Annotated in this window: 16 protein-coding genes and 1 tRNA gene; 13 read left to right on the forward strand and 4 right to left on the reverse strand. The window is 63.0% G+C overall.

From position 1 onward, the window contains the following. Positions 1 to 77: 77 nt before the first annotated feature. Positions 78 to 479 (reverse strand): MerR family transcriptional regulator, encoded by a 402-nt coding sequence (locus tag JV18_RS0103725; RefSeq protein ID WP_200879065.1) that lies wholly within the window; start codon positions 477 to 479, stop codon positions 78 to 80. A 64-nt stretch (positions 480 to 543) separates the two neighbouring features. On the opposite strand from JV18_RS0103725, the gene JV18_RS0103730 reads away from it, so the two are divergent. The 4 genes from JV18_RS0103730 (at position 544) to JV18_RS0103745 (ending at position 4,885) form a co-directional block, all read left to right on the forward strand. Continuing rightward, positions 544 to 1,281: a MauE/DoxX family redox-associated membrane protein gene (locus JV18_RS0103730; protein ID WP_033073462.1), complete on the forward strand. Its 738-nt coding sequence runs from the start codon at positions 544 to 546 to the stop codon at positions 1,279 to 1,281. A 70-nt stretch (positions 1,282 to 1,351) separates the two neighbouring features. Then, positions 1,352 to 2,917: an alkaline phosphatase D family protein gene (locus tag JV18_RS0103735; RefSeq protein ID WP_033073463.1), complete on the forward strand. Its 1,566-nt coding sequence runs from the start codon at positions 1,352 to 1,354 to the stop codon at positions 2,915 to 2,917. A gap of 96 nt (positions 2,918 to 3,013) precedes the next feature. Further along, positions 3,014 to 4,210, forward strand: a complete 1,197-nt coding sequence (locus JV18_RS0103740; protein ID WP_033073464.1) for an alkaline phosphatase family protein — start codon at positions 3,014 to 3,016, stop codon at positions 4,208 to 4,210. Positions 4,211 to 4,369: 159 nt separating this feature from the next. Then, positions 4,370 to 4,885, forward strand: a complete 516-nt coding sequence (locus JV18_RS0103745; RefSeq protein ID WP_033073465.1) for a DUF1993 domain-containing protein — start codon at positions 4,370 to 4,372, stop codon at positions 4,883 to 4,885. 72 nt (positions 4,886 to 4,957) lie between these two features. Here the strand turns inward: JV18_RS0103745 and mutL are convergent, their stop codons facing one another. Then, positions 4,958 to 6,787, reverse strand: a complete 1,830-nt coding sequence (gene mutL / locus JV18_RS0103750; protein ID WP_033073466.1) for a DNA mismatch repair endonuclease MutL — start codon at positions 6,785 to 6,787, stop codon at positions 4,958 to 4,960. 198 nt (positions 6,788 to 6,985) lie between these two features. On the opposite strand from mutL, the gene JV18_RS0103755 reads away from it, so the two are divergent. The 6 genes from JV18_RS0103755 to JV18_RS0103780 all read left to right on the forward strand — a co-directional run bounded on the left by JV18_RS0103755 (position 6,986) and on the right by JV18_RS0103780 (position 12,703). Next, the gene (locus JV18_RS0103755) at positions 6,986 to 8,032 is read left to right on the forward strand and encodes a rod shape-determining protein (RefSeq protein WP_033073467.1); all 1,047 of its coding nucleotides are present in this window, start codon (positions 6,986 to 6,988) and stop codon (positions 8,030 to 8,032) included. A 17-nt stretch (positions 8,033 to 8,049) separates the two neighbouring features. Continuing rightward, positions 8,050 to 8,943, forward strand: coding sequence for a rod shape-determining protein MreC (mreC, locus tag JV18_RS0103760; RefSeq protein ID WP_052071712.1), 894 nt, complete (start codon positions 8,050 to 8,052; stop codon positions 8,941 to 8,943). Continuing rightward, positions 8,940 to 9,461: a hypothetical protein gene (locus tag JV18_RS0103765; protein WP_033073468.1), complete on the forward strand. Its 522-nt coding sequence runs from the start codon at positions 8,940 to 8,942 to the stop codon at positions 9,459 to 9,461. The genes mreC and JV18_RS0103765 overlap by 4 nt, the downstream gene beginning before the upstream one ends. A gap of 4 nt (positions 9,462 to 9,465) precedes the next feature. Further along, complete coding sequence (mrdA, locus tag JV18_RS0103770) at positions 9,466 to 11,400, forward strand: penicillin-binding protein 2 (RefSeq protein WP_052071713.1); 1,935 nt, start codon at positions 9,466 to 9,468, stop codon at positions 11,398 to 11,400. Beyond that, entirely contained in the window at positions 11,397 to 12,503 is a 1,107-nt protein-coding gene (gene rodA, locus JV18_RS0103775; protein ID WP_033073469.1) for a rod shape-determining protein RodA, read from the forward strand. The genes mrdA and rodA overlap by 4 nt, the downstream gene beginning before the upstream one ends. A 124-nt stretch (positions 12,504 to 12,627) precedes the next feature. Next, a tRNA-Lys gene (locus JV18_RS0103780) sits at positions 12,628 to 12,703 on the forward strand. Between the two features lie 85 nt (positions 12,704 to 12,788). On the opposite strand, the gene JV18_RS0103785 is transcribed toward JV18_RS0103780, so the two are convergent. After that, positions 12,789 to 14,270, reverse strand: coding sequence for an oligosaccharide flippase family protein (locus tag JV18_RS0103785; protein WP_160174158.1), 1,482 nt, complete (start codon positions 14,268 to 14,270; stop codon positions 12,789 to 12,791). A 455-nt stretch (positions 14,271 to 14,725) separates the two neighbouring features. On the opposite strand from JV18_RS0103785, the gene JV18_RS0103790 reads away from it, so the two are divergent. The 3 genes from JV18_RS0103790 to JV18_RS0103800 all read left to right on the forward strand — a co-directional run bounded on the left by JV18_RS0103790 (position 14,726) and on the right by JV18_RS0103800 (position 17,485). After that, positions 14,726 to 15,142 (forward strand): hypothetical protein, encoded by a 417-nt coding sequence (locus JV18_RS0103790; protein ID WP_144243856.1) that lies wholly within the window; start codon positions 14,726 to 14,728, stop codon positions 15,140 to 15,142. Between the two features lie 46 nt (positions 15,143 to 15,188). Further along, entirely contained in the window at positions 15,189 to 16,214 is a 1,026-nt protein-coding gene (locus JV18_RS14575; protein WP_081944667.1) for a GNAT family N-acetyltransferase, read from the forward strand. A gap of 74 nt (positions 16,215 to 16,288) precedes the next feature. Further along, positions 16,289 to 17,485 (forward strand): carboxylate--amine ligase, encoded by a 1,197-nt coding sequence (locus tag JV18_RS0103800; RefSeq protein ID WP_235303327.1) that lies wholly within the window; start codon positions 16,289 to 16,291, stop codon positions 17,483 to 17,485. A 317-nt stretch (positions 17,486 to 17,802) separates the two neighbouring features. Here the strand turns inward: JV18_RS0103800 and JV18_RS15570 are convergent, their stop codons facing one another. Continuing rightward, positions 17,803 to 19,641: a tetratricopeptide repeat protein gene (locus JV18_RS15570; RefSeq protein WP_081944668.1), complete on the reverse strand. Its 1,839-nt coding sequence runs from the start codon at positions 19,639 to 19,641 to the stop codon at positions 17,803 to 17,805. Between the last annotated feature and the right edge of the window lie 300 nt (positions 19,642 to 19,941).

Here is a 19,941-nt window from a genome sequence, read left to right on the forward strand (position 1 = left end):
GGAATCCCTGGTCGCGCCGAAGTCGTGGATCCCGGATCAAGTCCGGGATGACGAGGGTTGCGACTTATGTGCTCCGCCTAGCCTTCGAAGGCCGACAGGATCGGGCATGGGCCCTGGTCGCTCGTGGCGCATTGGTGGGCGAGGCGCGCGAGGGCGGTGCGGCTTTGGGTCAGTTCGGCGATTTTTTGGTCGAGGGCGTCGATGCGCTGGCGGGCGAGCAGGCGGACTTTTTCGCGTTCATCCTTTTCTTCGAGCGCCAGCAACTCGCCGATTTCGGCGAGGGTGAAGCCCGCCGTCTGTGCTGACCGGATGAAGCGCAAGCGCCGCAGATCCTGTTCGTCATAGCGGCGTACACCGCCGCCCCAGCCGTCGCCGCCGCTGCGTACCGGGGTCGCGATCAGGCCGCGCCGCTGGTAATAGCGGATGGTTTCGACGCCAACTTCGGCGGCCTTGGCGAGTTTCCCGATTGTCATCTGCACCGCTTGACTCCGTACCATGGTACGGATGCGATATGGGGTTCAGGATCAACAGAGGCAATATGTGATGACAAAAGAAGCAACGCTTTATCGTATGGTCATGCCGGGGCATGTCTGCCCCTATGGCCTGAAAGCCAAATATCTGCTGGGCAAGAAAGGCTATAAGATCGATGACCGCTGGCTGACGACGCGCGCCGAAACCGATGCCTTCAAGGCCAAGCATGATGTGAAGACGACGCCGCAGACCTTTATCGGCGGCGAGCGGATCGGCGGTTATGACGATCTGCGCCGTCATTTCGGACTGAAGGTGCGCGACCCCGGTGCCACCAGCTATCGCCCGGTGATCGCGCTGTTCGTGATGACCGCGCTGATGGCGCTGGCGACCAGCTATTCGGCCTTTGGCGACCCCTTTACCTTGCGGGCGGCCGAATGGTTCATCTCGTTCAGCATGGTGGTGCTCGCGCTGCTCAAATTGCAGGATGTCGACACTTTTGCGACGATGTTCCTGAACTATGACCTGCTCGCCAAGCGCTGGGTTCCCTATGGCTATGTCTATCCCTTTGCCGAAGGACTGGCGGGGATATTGATGACCGCCCATGCCCTCCCCTGGCTGTCGATCCCGGTTGCGCTGTTCATCGGCATCATTGGCGCGGTATCGGTGTTCAAGGCGGTGTATATCGACAAGCGCGAGCTGAAATGCGCCTGTGTCGGGGGCAGCAGCAAGGTGCCGCTGGGCTTTATCTCACTCACCGAGAATCTGGCGATGATTGCTATGGCGGTCTGGATGCTGCGCGGCCTGATCTAGCGGTCATTGCAGTTACGCCGGGCTGGGCTATCGAGGGCGGGTGATTCGTCCCCCTCCCCGGAGCCCAGCCATGCTTAACCGCCGCCTTTTTATTGCCAGCGCCGCCGCCACAGGGCTGGCCGCACCTGCCATCGTGCGGGCGCAGGGGATTTTGCGCGACTATCCCTTTCAACTGGGGGTGGCGTCAGGCGATCCGGCGAGCGACGGCTTCGTCATCTGGACGCGGCTGGCGCCCGAGCCGATGGCGCGCCATGGCGGCATGCCGCCCGCCAATGTTGCGGTCGAGTGGGAGGTGGCGAGCGATGGCGGCTTTCGCGACGTGGTGGCCAAGGGCACGGCGCTCGCCCGGCCCGAATTGTCGCACAGCGTCCATGTCGAGGTGGCGGGGCTGAAGCCCGATCGCCCCTATTATTACCGCTTTACCGCTGCTGGCGAGCGCAGCCTGCGCGGGCGCGCCCGCACCCTGCCCGCCCCCGGCGCGCGGGTCGATGCCGTGAAATTCGGCGTGTGCGGATGCCATCATTTTGAATCGGGCTATTTCGGCGCCTTTCGCCATCTGGCGCGCGAGGATCTGGCCTTTGTCTATCATTATGGCGACTTCATTTATGAATATCAGCAGGATTATCTGTTCGACGGCGGGCTTCCGACCAAGCCGGTGCGCCGCCATGCCCACCGCGCGCTGAACGATATTGACGATTTCCGCCGCGCCTATGCCCAGCAACTGGGCGATGTCGATTTGCAGGCGGCGCGTTCGGCGCAAGTGTTCCTGTCGAGCTTTGACGACCATGAGGTGGTCAACGACTGGGTGTCGGACGTCGCCAACTGGAAGCTGGGGCTCGACGGCAATGACCCCGATGCCGCGCCAAGCGATGTTTTCCTGATGAAGAAAGCGGCGGCGATGCAGGCCTGGTATGAGCATATGCCGGTGCGCCGCGCGCTGTTGCCGCGCGGCGGGATGGTCGCGCTGAACCGCGAATTTCGCGTCGGCGATTTGCTCGCCATGCAATTGCTCGATACGCGCCAGTACCGCGATGACCAGCCGTGCGGCGACGGGTTCAAAACCCCCTGCCCCGAAGTCTTTGCCAAAGAGGCACAGGTGCTGGGCAAGGCGCAGGAGGAATGGCTGGTGCGCAATTTGAACCGCGGCGGGGCGACATGGAATACGCTGGCGCAGCAGGTGACGATGATGTCGCTCGACCGGCGGCGGCGGCCCGATGAGCCGGAAAAGATCGTCAATCTGGATAGCTGGGCGGGATATGAAGCGCCGCGCGAACGGATGCTGTCGCGCATGGCGGGGCTGGAGAATGTCGTCGTGCTGACGGGCGACGAGCATCAGAATTTCTGCGGCGACCTCGTCCACAAGGACAAGGTGGTCGGCGCCGAATTTGTCGCCACATCGATGTCGAGCGGCGGCGATGGCAGCGACCAGCGCGCGGGCACCGACCAGTTTCTGGCGCGCAACCCCGAAGTGAAATTCGCCAATGACCAGCGCGGATATCTGGTGTGCGAGGTTAATCGAGAGGCGTGGCAGACGCATTATATGGTCGTCGACAAGGTGACGACGCCGGTGAATAATTTGTCGCGCCGCGCGACGGGCGTGGTGGCGCGGGGCGAGAAGGCAATCCGGATGGCGTAGGGCGGGGTCGACTGCGACGCCGGCCCACCCGCGCCCCTCCCGCTTGCGGGAGGGGAGTCGCATTGCTGTCACTTTTGGGCCATAGCGCGGCGCGATATGGCACGTTTTCTGATTATTCTGCTCGCTGCGACGCTTGCGCCCCTGTCCTCCCTTCATGCAGCGGAAGAGGCGCGCAAGCCCCTCACCCTGCTGATTTCCATCGACGGTTTTCGCACCGATTATCTCGACCGGGAGATCACCCCCAATTTGTCGCGGCTGGCGGCCGAAGGCGCGCGCGGCAAGCTGCGCCCTTCCTTTCCCACCAAGACTTTTCCCAATCATTATACGATCGTCACCGGCAAGCGGCCCGACCGCAACGGCATTGTCGGCAATTCGATGATCGACCCGCGCCGCCCGGAGGTAAAGTTCAGCCTGGGCAATGCCAAGCAGGCGCTCGACCCATTCTGGTGGGATGAGGCCGAGCCGATCTGGGTGACCGCCGAAAAAGCGGGGGTGCGGACGGCAACGATGTTCTGGCCGGGAAGCGAGGTCGCGATCCATGGCACGCTGCCGTCGGACTGGATGCGGTTTGACCAGCGCATTCCCAACGCGCAGCGGGTCAATGCCGTGCTCGACTGGGTGCGGCGTCCGGCCGATATTCGCCCCGCCTTCATCACCCTTTATTTCGACACGGTCGATACGCAGGGGCATCGTTTCGGTCCCGACAGCGCGGAGGTGAATGCCGCCCTTGCCGAGGTGGACGCGCGGATCGGCGATTTGCTCAGCGGGCTTGCCGCGATGGAGCAGCCGGTGCGGATCATCGTTACCGCCGATCACGGGATGCGCGCGGTCGATGCCAGCCGGGTGATCCAGCTTGCCGACCTGATCGACCTCGACAGCTTTATCCCGGTCGAAACCGGTCCCTATGCCGCGATCGAACCCGCCGCCGCGACCGATGCGCGTGTCGCCGAGGCGCTGTTGAAACCGCATGAGCATATGGACTGTTACCGGCGCGAGGAGCTGCCCGAACATCTTCATTATGGCAAAAACCCCCGCGTCGCGGCGATCATCTGCATCGCCGAACCCGGCTGGACGATCCTGGCGGGCGAGCCCGAGTGGCCGGTTGCGGGCGGCGCCCATGGCTATGACAATCGCGACCCCGATATGCTGGGGCTGTTCATCGCCTATGGCACGCGGCTGAAAGGCGATGTGGGGACGATCGACAATGTCGAAGTCTATCCGTTGCTCGCGCACTTGCTGGGGGTGAGGCCCCTGGCGAGTGATGCAGCGGGGGTGTTGGTGGAGGGGCGCTGAGGCGTTCTTCTGCCGCTGTGGCTGGGCTGGTTCAGTCTCATACGAAGGCACGAAGAAGAGGCTTGGGCGCGCGAAAAGAGGCACGCGCCCTCCCATAAATATTGACCAGCGCGCTCCAGCGATTAGCGTTCGCATTCCTTCCGCTGCGAAAGGCCCGCGATGCGTTACGCCCATTCCACCCGGACAAGCTTTGGCGATATGCTCGGCACGCTCGACCATCTGGTCGGCAAGGCCATGGAGGCCGGGCTGAGCGATGATGTGCTCGCGGTCAAGCTGACCGAGGATATGTTTCCGCTGGAATTGCAGTTTCGCGTGGCGCTCAACCAGATTTTGCTCGCGCTGAATCAGGTCGGGGGACAGACGCTGCCGCTCGAGGAAAACAGTTATGGTTCACTGCGCGAGATAAGGGAGCGGATCGCCGCCGTTCGCGCGTATCTGGACGCGGCCGATCCGGCGGATTGGGTAGCAGGGGATGCCGAGGTCGATCTGACGCTTCCCAATGGCGTGCGTTTCCTCATGTCGGCGAAGGAAGATATCCGCGACTGGATCCTGCCCAATTTCTATTTTCACGTGACGATGGCCTATGCCCTGCTGCGCCATGCGGGGCTGAACGTCGGCAAGATGGATTTCATGCCGCACATGCGCCGTTACATGGTGGCGGTTGCCGAAAGCTGAGCGCTCTGCAGTCGTGGATCCCGGATCAAGTCCGGGATGACGAAGGGGGTTGGCGGGCCGCCTCTGCCCCCCCTATTTCCGCCCGAATAATTTCTCCACATCGTCCATGGCGAGCTTCACCCAGGTGGGGCGGCCGTGGTTGCACTGGCCCGAATGGGGGGTGATCTCCATCTGTCGGAGGAGCGCGTTCATTTCGGGGACGTTGAGCGTGCGTCCGGCGCGGACCGATCCGTGGCAGGCCATGGTGGCGGCGACGAGTTCTATTTTCTCGGCAAGCCCCAGCGCGGCGTCATAGCCGGCGAGGTCGTCGGCGATGTCGGTGACCAGCTTGCGGCAGTCGATATTGCCGAGCATGGCGGGGGTCGCGCGCACCATGACGGCGGCGGGGCCGAAGCGTTCGAGTTCGACGCCAAGCGCGGCGAGCTGCGGTGCCGCGGCCTCCAGCCGGTCGCAGGCGGGTTCGTCCAGCTCGACGACTTCGGGCATGAGCAAGCCCTGCGCGGCGACCGGCTGGCCCGCCATGCCGCACCTTAATTGTTCGAGCACCAACCGTTCGTGCGCGGCGTGCTGATCGACGATGACGAGGCCATCCTCGGCTTCGGCGACAATATAGGTTTTGGCGATCTGCCCGCGCGCGATGCCGAGCGGATGCGCCTCTGCCGCGGGGGCTTCGGCCTCGGCCACTTCGGCGCGGCCCGCGAGCGGCGCGGGGGCGAAAGGCGTTTGCCGGTCATAGACATAGGCGGTGTTCGGCGGCGGTGGTGCGGGGAGTGTTCCGGCTCCTGCACCCGGCGCGGGCGCCGCCCAGGCAGCGCCGCTGCCGCCGCCGAACAGCGAGCCGGTGGCGGGCGCCGCCGGAGCGACCGGCTCCTGCTGCCACGCGGCGAGCGCTGCCTCTGCCGGGCGCTGAACGCTCCGAAAGCCATGCTCGTCAAGCGCGCGGCGCAGCCCGCCGACGATCATGCCGCGAACAAGCTGCGGATCGCGAAAGCGCACCTCGGTCTTGGCGGGGTGGACGTTCACATCGACCTCCTGCGTCGGCAGGTCGAGGAAGAGGGCGACGACCGGGTGCCGGTCGCGCGCGAGCAGGTCGGCATAAGCCCCGCGCAGCGCGCCGACGAGCAGCCGGTCCTTTACCGGGCGGCCATTGACGAACAGATATTGATGATCGGCAATGCCGCGATTGTAGGTCGGCAGGCTGATCACCCCGCCCAGATGCACCTCCCCCCGGTCGAGATCGACGCCGATGCTGTTCGCGGCAAGCTCGCGGCTGGTGAGTGCAGCGACACGGGCGAGCCGGTCCTGCCCGCCCTGCACATCGAGGACGCGGCGCCCGTCATGTTCGACGCTGAACCCCACATCGGGGCGCGACATGGCGAGGCGCCGCACGACATCGAGGCAGGCGGCATATTCGCTGCGCGCGCTGCGAAGAAATTTGCGCCGCGCGGGGATGCGCGCGAACAAATGTTCGACGCGCACGCGGGTGCCCTTGGCCAGCGCCGCGGGACCTTCGCCCGCAAGCGCGCCATTGTCGATGATGCGGCGCCAGCCGTCGCCGTCCGCCGTCCGGCTTTCGAGCGTCAGATGGGCGACGCTGGCGATGGACGGCAGCGCTTCGCCGCGAAAGCCAAGGGTGGTGACGGCGTCAATCGCCTCGTCGGGCAATTTGGAGGTGGCGTGGCGTTCGAGTGCGAGCGCCATTTCAGCGGCGGTCATTCCGCAGCCGTCATCCTCCACCTCCAGCAGGCCGATGCCGCCCTCGGCGATTCGCACCGAGATGCGAGTCGCCCCCGCATCAATGGCGTTTTCAACCAGTTCCTTGAGCGCGGCGGCAGGTCTTTCGACCACTTCACCGGCTGCAATCCGATTTACGAGCGTTTCCGGCAGGCGGCGTATTGACATGGGCGCTGTCCTAGCGCAGTCGGACGAAAATCGCGACCCACCGCGCGACCAATCTTTTTCATCCGTTCCTTCCAATTGGCAGCGTCGGATTTTCTTTACAGATTTGGTTCAAAAGGCGACGGGGACCGAAGATCATGTAAAAACGGTGGGGCCGATCCCTTTGAGCGGCCACGCTGCCGAAGACAGGAACTATACCGGATGTCCTTCTTTTCCCGCTGGCTTAAATTCAACTCGCAAGACATGGCGATTGACCTCGGCACCGCGAACACCGTTGTTTATGTGCGCGGCAAGGGCATCGTCCTGAATGAACCCTCGGTCGTGGCGGTCGAAACGCTGAACGGCATCAAGCGCGTGAAGGCGGTCGGCGACGACGCCAAGCTGATGATGGGCAAGACCCCCGACAGCATCGAAGCCATTCGTCCGCTGCGCGACGGTGTCATCGCCGACATCGACGTCGCCGAACAGATGATCAAGCATTTCATCACCAAGGTGCATGGCGGCAAGCCCAATGCCTTTCGTAGCCCCGAGATTGTGATCTGCGTCCCCTCTGGCTCCACCAGCGTCGAACGCCGCGCGATCCGCGATGCCGCGTCGAACGCGGGCGCGAGCGAAGTGTGGCTGATCGAGGAACCCATGGCGGCGGCGATTGGCGCCGACATGCCGGTCACCGAACCCATCGGGTCGATGGTCGTCGATATTGGCGGCGGCACCACCGAGGTTGCGGTCCTGAGCCTGCGCGGCCTGGCCTATACGACGTCGGTTCGCGCCGGCGGCGACAAGATGGACGAAGCGATCGTTTCCTATGTCCGCCGACACCATAATCTGCTGATCGGCGAATCGACAGCCGAGCGGATCAAGAAGGATTTCGGCATTGCCCGCGTCCCCGCCGACGGCAGCGGCATGACGATCCACATCAAGGGCCGCGACCTGGTCAATGGCGTGCCCAAGGAAATTTCGATCAACCAGGCGCAAATCGCCGAAGCTTTGTCTGAGCCCATCGGCACGATTGTCGAAGGCGTTCGCATCGCGCTGGAAAATACGGCGCCCGAACTTGCCGCCGACATTGTCGATCAGGGCATTGTCCTGACCGGCGGCGGCGCGCTGATCGCCGAACTGGACGAGCTGCTGCGCGATGCGACGGGCCTGCCCGTCACCGTCGCCGACGATCCGCTGACCTGCGTTGCCATCGGCACCGGGCGGGCGATGGAAGACCCCGCCTTCCGCGGCGTATTGCAGCAAGCTTGATCGAGGGTTTTTGAACCATGGTTCGCCCGGCACATCGACGTCCGGGGCAATCCCGAAAGGCTCAATACAGCCTGTTCGCGGCCTATGTCATTGCCGTGACCGGTGCGGCCGCCGGGCTGTTGCTTGCCATATTGTCGGTCGCCGATCCGATCGGCTTTGCCCAATTGCGCGTCGCGGCACAGGAGCTGGCGGCGCCGGTGGCGCGCGTCACCCGGTCCGTCACCGGATCGATTTCGGGTATCGACGATGCCGTGTCCGCTTATGTGCGCGCAGGTTCGCAGAACCGGCGCCTGCGCCGCGAACTGGCCGAAACGCGGCGCCAGCTGGTCGAAACCAGCGCACTGCACGAAGAAAACCGCCAGTTGAAGGCGCTGTTGAAGCTGGAGGAAACGGGCAAGACCGCCATTGCCAATGGCTATCTCCTCACCTCCACCTCCACAAGCAGCCGCCGTATTGCCCTGCTGAGCATCGGGCGCAATCGGGGAATTGAGGCCGGGCAACCGGTACGCGGCGCCGACGGGCTGATCGGCCGTATCTTGAGTGCGGGGCCGACGACGTCGCAGGTGCTGCTGCTTACCGATGTCGACAATATCGTGCCGGTGCGCCGCGCGCGCGATGGCCTGCCCGCGCTGTCGTCGGGTCATGGCAATGGCAATCTGGACATCCGCACCCTCAACATCGCCAATAATCCCTTTAAACCGGGCGATATTTTGGTGACGTCGGGCACCGGCGGGCTTTACCCCCCCAATATTCCCGTCGCCATCGTCGTGCGGCGGCAGGATGATGGCGCATTGGCGCGTCCGCTTGCCGATCCCGGCAAGGTCGATGCGGTGTCGGTGCTGCGCCCCTATACCCCCGATCATATCGAGGCGCAGCTTCAGGCGACCGAGGATGCGAGCGAAGGCGAATGAACGCGGTCGGCTCCCGCCTTGGCGAACCCGCATCCCCCTGGCGGATGCGGCTGGTCCCCATATTGAGTGTGATGATCGCTTCATCGCTGCCGCTCATGCTGCCGATCATCGCCAGTTCGCCGGTGGTCCCTCCCCTGGGCCTGATTTTCTTTCTGTGCTGGCAATTGCTGCGGACCGAGATGTGGCCAGTGTGGATCGGCCTGCCGCTTGGTCTGTGGGACGATCTGTTCAGCGGACAGCCCATCGGATCAGCCGTCGGATTATGGACCCTGGCCAGTCTGGCCATCCATTATTCGTCGGAGCGGATCTATTGGCGGGGCTTTTTTCATGACTGGGCCATCGCCGCCGCGTTGATCGCGCTTGTCCAGACGGTCGGCGCCCTGATTGCCCATCCGGGTGCGGGGATCGGGCGGATGATCATCTTGATCGGACCGCAGATTATCATCTCTGCGCTGCTTGTTCCGCTGATCATGCGAATGACCGGGGGGTTTGACAATTTCCGTCTGAAGCGCCGATAGACAGATGATGCAGCGCAAAGGCCCGCCAATCACCGAAGCCTGGAGGGGGATTACCTTCACGCGCCGCACGCTGCTGGTCGGCGGGGCGCAAATGGTCGTGGGCGGCGCGCTGGCCGCGCGCATGGCCTATATTTCGATCATCGACAATGATCGTTATGTGCTGCAATCCGAAAGCAACCGCGTCAACCTGACACTGATCCCGCCGCGTCGCGGCTGGATCGTCGACCGCAAGGGCAAGGCGCTGGCGAACAACCGCGTATCGCTGCGGATCGACGTTATCCCCGACCGTTTGCAGAAAAAGGATCTGGTGCTGGGCCAGCTCCGCACGCTGCTGCGGCTTGATGGCGATGCGATGGAACGGATCAACCGCGACATCAAGCAGGCGTCCGGCTTTCAGCCCGTGGTGATCAAGGAGGATTTGTCAGAGGCCGATTACGCCTCGGTCCTCGTCCGCCTGCCCGATCTGCCGGGGGTCGCGCCGCAGCGCGGTTTCGCGCGCAATTATCCAACCGGCGCCGCGGTCGGCCATCTGATCGGCTATGTCGGCACGCCGAATGCCGAGGAATATAAGGAAGCCAAGGACCCGCTTTACATCACCCCCGGCTTCAAGATCGGCAAGGACGGGCTGGAGAAATATTTCCAGCCGATGCTGCAGGGCAAACCCGGCGCGCAGCGGGTGGAGGTCACCGCGCGCGGCAAGGTGGTGCGCGAACTCAGCAGCCAGCCCGATATTCAGGGCAAGACGGTGCATCTGACCATCGACGCCGATTTGCAGGAATTTACCGCGCGCCGCATGGGACGCGAATCGGGTGCGGCGATTGTGATCGACTGCCTGACGGGCGATATCCTTGCCTTTGTCTCCATGCCCAGTTTCGATCCCAACAGCTTTTCGGACGGGATCAGCACCAATGAATATGCCTGGCTGCGCGAGGACGATCACCAGCCGCTGATCAACAAGGCGACGCGCGGCCTCTATCCCCCCGGATCGACGCTGAAGCCCATGGCCGCCATCGCAGCGGTCGAGCATGGCGTCGATCCCAGCGAGCGGCATACCTGCATCGGCGGCTATCGGCTGGGCAACCGCTTCTTCCGCTGTCTCGGCGTGCATGGCAGCATCGACATGAAAACGGCGATCATGAAAAGCTGTAACAGCTATTTCTACTGGCTCGCCGACCGGCTGGGCTATGACGCCATCGCACCCACCGCGCGCCTGCTGGGGCTGGGCGAGGAATATCAGCTCGCCGGCAGCAACCAGCGCTATGGCACCATTCCCGACAGCGCGTGGAAAATGCGCAAATATGATCAGCGCTGGACGGCGTCGGATTCGCTCAACGCTGTCATCGGCCAGGGTTATGTGCTCGCCAACCCGCTCCAGCTTGCGGTGATGACCGCGCGCATGGCGTCGGGGCGCTCGCTCTATCCGCGACTGATCAACCGCAAGTTCGACAATAATCCCCTGCCCCTGCGCCCCGAAGCGCTGGAGATTGCGCGCGCGGGTATGGATGCGGTGGTCAATGGCGCGGGCACCGCGGTACGCAGCCGCCTGCCGCTCGACGGCATCACCATGGGCGGCAAGACCGGCACCGCGCAGGTGCGCGGCCTTGCCTCGGGATCACGGGGGCAAAGCGGGGCGTGGAAATATCGCGACCATGGCCTGTTCGTCTGTTTCGCGCCGGTGGAAAATCCGCGCTATGCCGCGTCGGTCGTGATCGAACATGGCATGGGCGGTTCGCGCGCCGCCGCGCCGGTGGCGAAAGATATCTTCACCTTCCTTTATGATCGCGAAAAGGCGATGGCCGAGCTGGAGCGGCTGGAATCGGGCTGGGGCGGCACGATCAAGGAACGGATGGACCGCGACTATGCCGCGTGGAAAGCGGCAGCGAGCGGCGCGGCGCAAAGCGATGAGAGCGCAAAAGACGGTGAGGACAGCGACGCATGATCCCCGTCCCGCCCGCCATCCAGCGCATCCCTTGGAAATTAATCGCGCTGCTGACCGCCATCACCGGCTTTAGCGTGCTTGTGCTTTATTCGGTGGCCGGGGGAAGCTGGTCGCCCTGGGCGGGGCAGCAGGCGCTGCGCTTTACCATTTTTCTGAGCATGGCGCTGGTCATCGGGCGCTTCTCGCTGAAGCTGTTCGAGGATTTCTCCTATCTCGGCTATCTGGGCGTCGCAGTATTGCTTGTGGCGGTGGAAGCACTGGGCTTTGTCGGCGGGGGGAGCCAGCGTTGGCTCAACCTCGGCTTCATGACCCTTCAGCCGTCGGAGCTGATGAAGGTCGCGATCGTGCTGGCCCTTGCGCGTTTTTATGCGCAGCTTCCCCCCGGCGAAACGCGAAACTGGACCGCCCTATGGCCCGCGCTAATTCTGATCGGCATTCCGGCGGGACTCGTCATGCTGCAGCCCGATCTGGGCACCGCGCTCGCCATTTGTGCAAGCGGCGTGGTGGTGATGTTCGCCGCCGGTCTGCCTTTCTGGTGGTTTGGCAGCGCAGCGGTGGCGGGGGCAGCAGCGCTCCCCCTGCTTTTTTCGATGCTGCATGATTATCAGCAGCGCCGCGTGCTGATCTTCCTCGACCCCGAAAGCGACCCCTTGGGCGCGGGCTATCATATCAGCCAGTCAAAAATTGCCATCGGGTCCGGCGGACTGACCGGCAAGGGCTTTCTCAACGGGTCGCAAAGCCACCTTGATTATCTTCCGGAGGGGCATACCGACTTCATCTTTGCCACCATGGCCGAGGAATGGGGGCTGATCGGCGGTTTCGCGTTACTCTTTGGCTTTTTCCTGCTGTTGCGCTGGTCGACGCGTGTTGCCCTGAATGCCCGCACTCGCTTTGGGCAATTGACCGCTGCCGGGCTGACCATGACGATCTTCTTCTATATCGCGATCAACCTGATGATGGTGATGGGCCTCGCTCCCGTGGTCGGCATTCCCCTGCCCCTCTTTTCGCACGGCGGGTCGTCGATGCTGACCATCATGATCTGCATCGGCGTCATTCTCGCCATCGAGAATGACAGCAAAACCGGGACGCGGCGTTTTTACTAGGCAAAAAATTTCGGCAAAATGGGCAAAGCCCATTGCCAAGGGCAAAGCACCATGATAGCGGGCCGCTCGCTTTGCAGCAAAGAGGCCATCCTCCCGCTGCGGCGAATGCCCGAAACATGGCAGTGGACGCATAGCTCAGTTGGTAGAGCAGCTGACTCTTAATCAGCGGGTCCTAGGTTCGAGCCCTAGTGCGTCCACCATTTTCCGGATTGTGGCATATGTGACGGCAGCGCGCCAGGGCGGAACGGTGTCCGCTTTCCGCCTTGCAGATATTTTCCCCCATATTCATACGCCTCGCAGACGGCGCCACTGCGTAGTGAAGAGCGTCAGGGCATTGGCCTCGGCGCCCGGCGGCCGGCCGGTGATCAGCCATAGGAGGGTGGTGGTCGCGGCGTAGGTGATGGCGCCGGTAGCGGCGGCAGTGCACAGCGCGAACAAGGGCGAGCCGGTCCAGGGTCCGAGAAGCCGGATGGCGAGCAGCATGACACCGGCGGCAAGGAAGGGGCGCGCGGTGGCAAACATCAGCCCTGCCATACCGATGCGTTCGGCCAGCGCGAGTATCGCGATGGCGGCGATGAGGGAGAAAGCCACCGTAGCCAAGGCGACCGCCGCAACCTCAAGCGGCTTCGCCCCCAGCAGCACCGCGACGGCGATGGCCGCAGCCGCGAGGAACGCCGCACCCATGGCGAGGAAAGCAGCGAAGCGCGCGCGCCCGCTGGCCTGGAGGCACGAGATTATCAGCTTGAACACTGCATAAGCCGCCGAGGCCGGGGCAATGAGTTGGAGAAAGGGCGCGGCGCCCAGCCATTGTTTTCCGAGCAGAACATGCACCGCATTTTCCGCCGTCGCGGCCAGTCCCAGCCCCAGCGGCGCGGCGAGCAGTGCATAGGTTCCGAGCATCGACTGAAGCCGCAGCGGCGCCTGACCCAGTGCCGTCCCTGTCTGCGCCGTGGTGACAAAGGTTACACGGTTGAGCGCGGTCGCAATATCATGGGTGAAGATGGACGAAAGGTCGCGCGACACCGAATAAAAGCCGGTCGTACCAAAGGAACCGATCCGGCCGACGACGAAGCGTTCCATTTCGCTGTGCAGCGTCTGCGCCGCCGCAGCCAGGAACATCCACAGCGATGGTCCCAGCATTTCCGCCCGGCGCCGGAACGAAAAACGCGGTCGAAACGGGTGGAATATATAAGAAGCGATGCAATGCAATGCCCCCTGCAACACCGCCCCGATCACCAGCGCCCAATAATTGCGCAGGATAAGCGCCGCCGCGACGGTGAGGACGAAACTGGTAAGGCGCACCACCAGACGCATTTTCAGGTCGCGCCCCAGTTCCAGATTACGCTCGAAATCAACGATGCCGATATTGGCAAGGCCATAGAAGAGGAAACGGCTGGCCAATATGGCGATGATCCAGGCAAGCGCCGGTTCCTGATAGAAGGACGCCATGACCGGGCCCAGCGCGACAAGGACGAACGCCAGAAACGCAAGAAGGATGAGCTGGATCGTCCAGACCGTATCATAATAGGACCGGTCCGGGTCGGGGACGCGCAGCAAGGCCTTTCGCAAGCCGAGCGCGGAGAAAATATCGACGATCGCCAGCGTCACCATGGCCAGCGCGAAAACGCCGAAATCAGCCGGGGTCAGCGTCCGCGCGAGAATGAGGACCGAAACCAGCCCGATCAGCCGCATCGCCCACGCGATGGCGATGGCGATGGCGGCGCTGCGATAAAGCTGGCCGGATGGGGTGGCGTGGGAGCTATTCATATTCTTCATTCACTGACCGTCCACGCCCGCCCCACAAATGCGATGAGAAGGCTGGAGACATATTAGGACATCTAAGGGGGTAAAGCCGCGCCTCCCCTTTTCCCACTAGCGCAATCCTTTAAAGATTTTATAGCGATAACGGAGCGTTAGGAAAAAAATTCTAAGCATCTCAATTCTTTGACCGGTGGGATAATATGCGGCCAACTAGCTGGGCATTTTTTGCGATATTGGCATTTTACTCGGCAGCGCTGATGATTGCCGAGGCCAATACGTCGCAGGATTTCATTCGACACTATTTCAGTGACATAGAGGGGACCCGCCCCTTTTTCGCAATCAACACGACGCTGAGTACATTTTTATTGGCCGGGGCCGCACTTTTGCTTGTTTTTACGGCAACCTCCGGCCACGCAGAGCTTGCGCCCCGGACCCACGCCTTTTTATGGTCGCAAGCGGGAATGTTGAGCTTTCTGGCCTTTGACGATCGGTTCCAGCTACACGAAGCGCTGGCCTATCGCATCGGCATTGGCGACCATTTTATCATGGCGGCATGGGCACTGATCGAGGCCGGGCTGATATTGGCGCTGGCACGGCGGATCGACATTCCGCTGCGCGCCGCCCTGCTGGCAGCGGCAGGAGTGATGTTTTTCGGGGTGATGATGATCTTTGATGCGGTGGTGCCGCACGATATGCTGCTGCGCCTGTCGATCGAGGATCTGGCAAAAAGCTGGGCGGCGGCGCTGTTCCTGACAGGAAGCTGGTGCCTTGCACGCTATCATCTGGGGCTGGACCGGGCTGCAGCTACGCTAGCCGACTGGAACATAATGGCACAGTGGGCAAGCTCCATCCGTTCACGCGAGGCGGAAGAAAATTAATAAAACGCCGCTAGCCCCGCGCCTTTTCCCTTCCAACCAAAGCCTCATGACCCAGACATACCGCATTTTCCGGAACTTGAACGAAGCGATCGACGACGCGGGGGGCGCGCTCGACCGGGCGCGGCAGCCGTGGATGTTCAACCGCGCGCTGTGGTTCGCCATTGCGGAAAAACATACATGCGACGGCGCAGCGCTGGTCATCAAGGCCGAAGCGGGAACGTCGGCCTGCTGGCTGTTCCTCGACCATGATAGGGCGTCGACGCATTCGCTGAGCAACTGGTATTGTCTGCGCTATGACATTGTCACCGACGGTCCGAGCCCGCCTTTTGAGGCGCTGGTGGATGGGCTGAGGGCGGCGGGGATCAGCCATATCCGGCTGGAGCGAACGGGACCGATGGAAGAGTTTCTGTCCCATTTGCGGCAGCGCGGCTGGCTGACGCGGCGCGAGGAGACGAGCGTATCCTGGCGGATCGACACGCGCGGCCAGAGCTTTTCCGATTACTGGACCAAGCGGCCTTCGCGCCTGAAAAACACCTATCGGCGTAAGGCGAAGAAAGGTGAGCTCAGCTGCACCATCCACCGACAGATCACGCCGCAAATCTGGTCGCATGTCACCGACATATTCGACAATTGCTGGAAAAAGCCCGACGGAACGCCCGAACTGACCCACGATTTTTTCGCGTGCGAAGCCGATGCGGGGACGCTGCGTATCGGGCTGGCCTATCGAGAGGAACAGCCGGTTGCGGTGCAATTATGGACGATTGAGGATGGGGTGGCGATCATTCACCTGCTGTCCTATCGCGAAGATGCCAAGCAGCTGAGCGCGGGCACGATTTTAACCCACCACATGTTCCGCCATGCCCTGGATGAGGAAAAGGTGGCGATGGTCGATTTCGGCTATGGCGATCATGGCTATAAGCGCGACTGGATGGACGAGCGGGTGCCGCTTTATTCAGTAACCGCCTATCATGCGTTCAGCCTGTCGGGCTTGTGGGCCATCGGCAGGATGGTCTGGCGCAAGATCCGCCGACGGGCGCCCAGCATATCCACGGTGTCCGGCGGGCGCGAATGACGGGGGCCACCCGGCAATTACCCGCCACAGCCGCAGGTGGCGCCACAAACCATCCGGGCCGGGGAAAAGCCTTGGTGATTGCCGATGATATCGGCGTTTTCCTGTCCATCGCCCGGTCGCTGGGCCGCGCGGCTATCATGGTCGATGTCGCCACATGCGGAGAGGATTATCCGGGTCTTGCCTCGCGCTATGTCCACAGGGTTCACGCGCTGCCCCCCTATCTGACCACGCCCGAAGCCTGGGTAGAGGCGCTGATCGCGTTGGTTCGGAAAGAGGCCTATCGGTTGATCATTCCGAGCAGCGACAGCAGCCTCGACCTGCTGGCCGTGGCTGCCGCGCGGATGGAAGGCGAAGGCGAAGATATTGCGGCCTTTGCCATCGCGTCACCCGCCGTGCGACAGGCGTTCTCCAGCAAAGCGGCAACGCGCGCGCTGGCAGAGGCACAGGGCGTTGCCATTTGCCCGGGGCGGACGACCACTGCCGATCCCGCCGCTGGCGCGGCGTTCGACGACATGGCCCTTCCACTGATTATCAAACCCAGCGCCCCCTATCTGATAGGCGGACGCGAAGCGAAAGCCAGCGTGCGGATGATCAAAGATCGCGCAGCGCTCGTGCCGACTCTCGCCGAAATGGCGGGGCGCGAAATTGTCGTCGAGGAATTTTTCGATGGCGAGGGCGTCGGCCTGTCGGTGCTGGCCGAAGAAGGCGCGATCCGCCTCGCCTGGCAACATCGGCGGCTAGCGCAATCAAGCGCCACGGGCCGTAGCTCGCGGCGGGTCGGCGAACCCCCTTCCCCTGTGCTGCAGCGCGATGTCGAGCGATTGTGCAGGGCTACCCGGCTGACGGGCGTTGCCATGTTTGAGTTTCGGCAAAACCGCCGCAGCGGAGCGCATGTGCTGTTGGAGGTTAATCCGCGTTTCTGGGGCTCGCTGCCGCTGGCGCTCGCGGCCGGCGCGGATTTTCCCTTGATGCTGTGGCGGCTTTGGACAGGACAAGGCGCAGCTGCCGACCCCGGTTCCTTTGACTACCGAATAAGGAAAAGCAGCCTGCTCGCCGAAGTCGACCGACTGTCGGAAGAAGGCGGCGGTGTGGCAGGCGCGCTGCGCAAGGGAGGCGGCACCGCTTTGCTGTTGTTAAAGGCGCTGTTCCGCCCCGCACAATTTGATGGCTGGACCCGCGACGACCCCGCACCGCACCGGGTGGAGACCGCGCGGATAATAGGACGCTTGAAGGAAGCCATCCTGCGGCGGCTTCGATATATTTGGTCATGAAGCAAGTGGAGCGGGTAGCGGGAAACCCGCCTCTAAAGCTATGAATTGAAACAGAAAAAAATTATCCGATTTCGATCAAAATCGAGCCCCGATCGTAGCCCCAAGGCCGTTTTGCGAGACCGGTTCGGTTCCCAATGCGTGCTGAGACGTCTTAAACACCAGTGATTAATCATGGGCAAGCGCATTTTCTTGTCGACCGCCTTTGGTCAGGATGGCCGTTTCAGTTCAGGCAACTTTCAGGCCAGCAGACAAGTTAGCGGAGTTGCCGTTGGTAGCTTGTGCAGTTTGGTTCCGGATTGTCCACCGCGAGCCCGCGTCTATTCGTCTGCTTTGGCATAGCCCTCCTTCAGTGCAGCGAGCAGGGCATCGACTGTAGCGACCGACCAGCGCGCGAACGATGCGCTCAGGAGGCGCGCGGGCCAGCTATGCGGTACGTCGCGAAGCTCCACCTCGGGCGGTAGGCGCCGCAAGATTTCATGTAGATGCTTTGGCGCCGGCGAGACCTGCTCGAACTCGGCCGCCTTGAAATGGACGAGTTCGTTGCGGATCGAGACCAGCGTCGTGAACGCGCGCCACGCGTCCGGTGCGATCCATTCAGGCCCGGCAAGTGCCGCGCCAATGGCGGCCCATTTGAGCGTGAGTTCGGTGCCGCGCTGGTAGGCGAGTGGCTCGCCAACGATGGCGGCGGCAATGCCGAGACGCGACGACGCATCGGCCCCGGTGCCTTTTGCGGTTTCGTCGATGAAGAAACAGAGCGTGTTGATGAAGGCCTCCGCTCCGCAAACCGAGAGGACACAGGCGGCGAGCGGCTCGTCGAAACGCGTGAGGCCGGCATCGGTCGCCGCGGCCGCCATGCTCCGCGCGGCCTTCAGATGATAGTTTGCGACGTCGGGGAGCTCCGACACGCTCATCCAGCCGTCATGGCCTTCGGCGGTGGTCCAACTGAACCGATCGGTCGGGCCGGGAGCCAGGAGCGTGTCGAGCCGCCCCCGGTCACCGCGCGACCGCGCGTGACGAAAGACGAGGCCTTCCGAGCTCGGCGTTTCGTCGAAATTGATCAGCGGCGTATCTGGCTCGAAATCTGCACGGCCGCAGCAATCCTTGAAAATCTTGCCGCTGTCGCACGCGCATGGCGCCGCCTCGCCTACGGTGATGCCCCGCTTGCCCGCCTCGCGGCCTGCCTCGGCGGCGGCGGCGAGATTCGCCTCGACCATGCGGAGTGTATGGTCGTGGCCGAGACGGGTGCCGATATCGCGCGCTTCGAGCAGACATCGCCGTGCGGACGAGAGCTGGAGGGTCTTGATATAGATAACCGCAAGGTTGCCGAGCGTGGCCGTAAGCTGGTGGGCATCACCGATGAGGCGGGTCAGCCGGAGATCACGGCGAGCAAAGGCAATCGCGCGCTCCCAGCGGCCAAGACGCATATAATGGAGGCTCAGCGTCGAATAATTGTTCGACAGACCCTCGGCATCACCCAGGAGCGCCTTCGCGTCGGAGGTCTCGTACAGAATGCGCTCGCCCTCGGCGACCTCATCGGGATCGACGGACCGCAGCAGTGCGACACCGAGATTGGCGCGCACGCGCTGCAGATGCTCCTCGTCATCACCGCGTGCTTCGAAGACGTCGGCGGCTTCCCGCCACACGCTAACGGCGTCCTGAACGCGGTCGACCATCAGATAGGCACGTCCGATCTCAATGAGATAATAGTGACATTGCTCGGGCACATGCGCACGCAGCTTCGGGAGGACTTTATCGAACGTCGCCGCCGCCTCCTCGAAGCGTGCGAGCCGCTCGAAGGACCGCGCCCGCCAGTACATGCGCATTGCAGCATCAGTCTTATTCTTTGCCGGACCGAGTTCCTTCAGCAGGGCGAGTGCACCATGATGATCGCCGATCCGCTGTAGAGCCTGAACAAGAAGAATCTCGGCGCTTTGACGCTCGGCGCCATCGATGGTAGGCAGCGCGCGCAGGCGCCGAAGCTCGTCCACCGCCGCTTGCCGCTCATCGCCGTCGTCGTTCATCGATCGATACATCGCGGCGTCGAGGCGGGCCGCAAAATCCGGCTCACCATCAAGTCTTCCGCAGCAATGCTTGTACTTCGCCCCGCTCTCACAGGGGCAGGCGGCGTTCCGACCGACCTTCACGACGCGCGACATTCAGCGCGAGGGGCGCTGAGGCAATGCAACAGACGCCCGGCAGATGGTCTTGACGTAGCGCGGCAGGCGCCGCGCTACGCTCGCCGCGCCACCAAATCTCCCGCTGATTGCGGGATGGCCCGCCGAAAAGTGGTCACTCATGTTCGCAAGGCCCCATACCTCAAGGCGGACCGGCTCGGCGCTGGCCTTGCGGTGCCGGACGGCAAGCAACGGCCCATCGAGCAATGAGGCATCATCGAGACCTGTTTCATCATTGCCCTGCCCTATCAAGGTGGTTGCACAGTTGCACTCCCGATTGTT

The organism is Sphingopyxis sp. MWB1 (assembly GCF_000763945.1).
Taxonomy (GTDB): Bacteria; Pseudomonadota; Alphaproteobacteria; order Sphingomonadales; family Sphingomonadaceae; genus Sphingopyxis.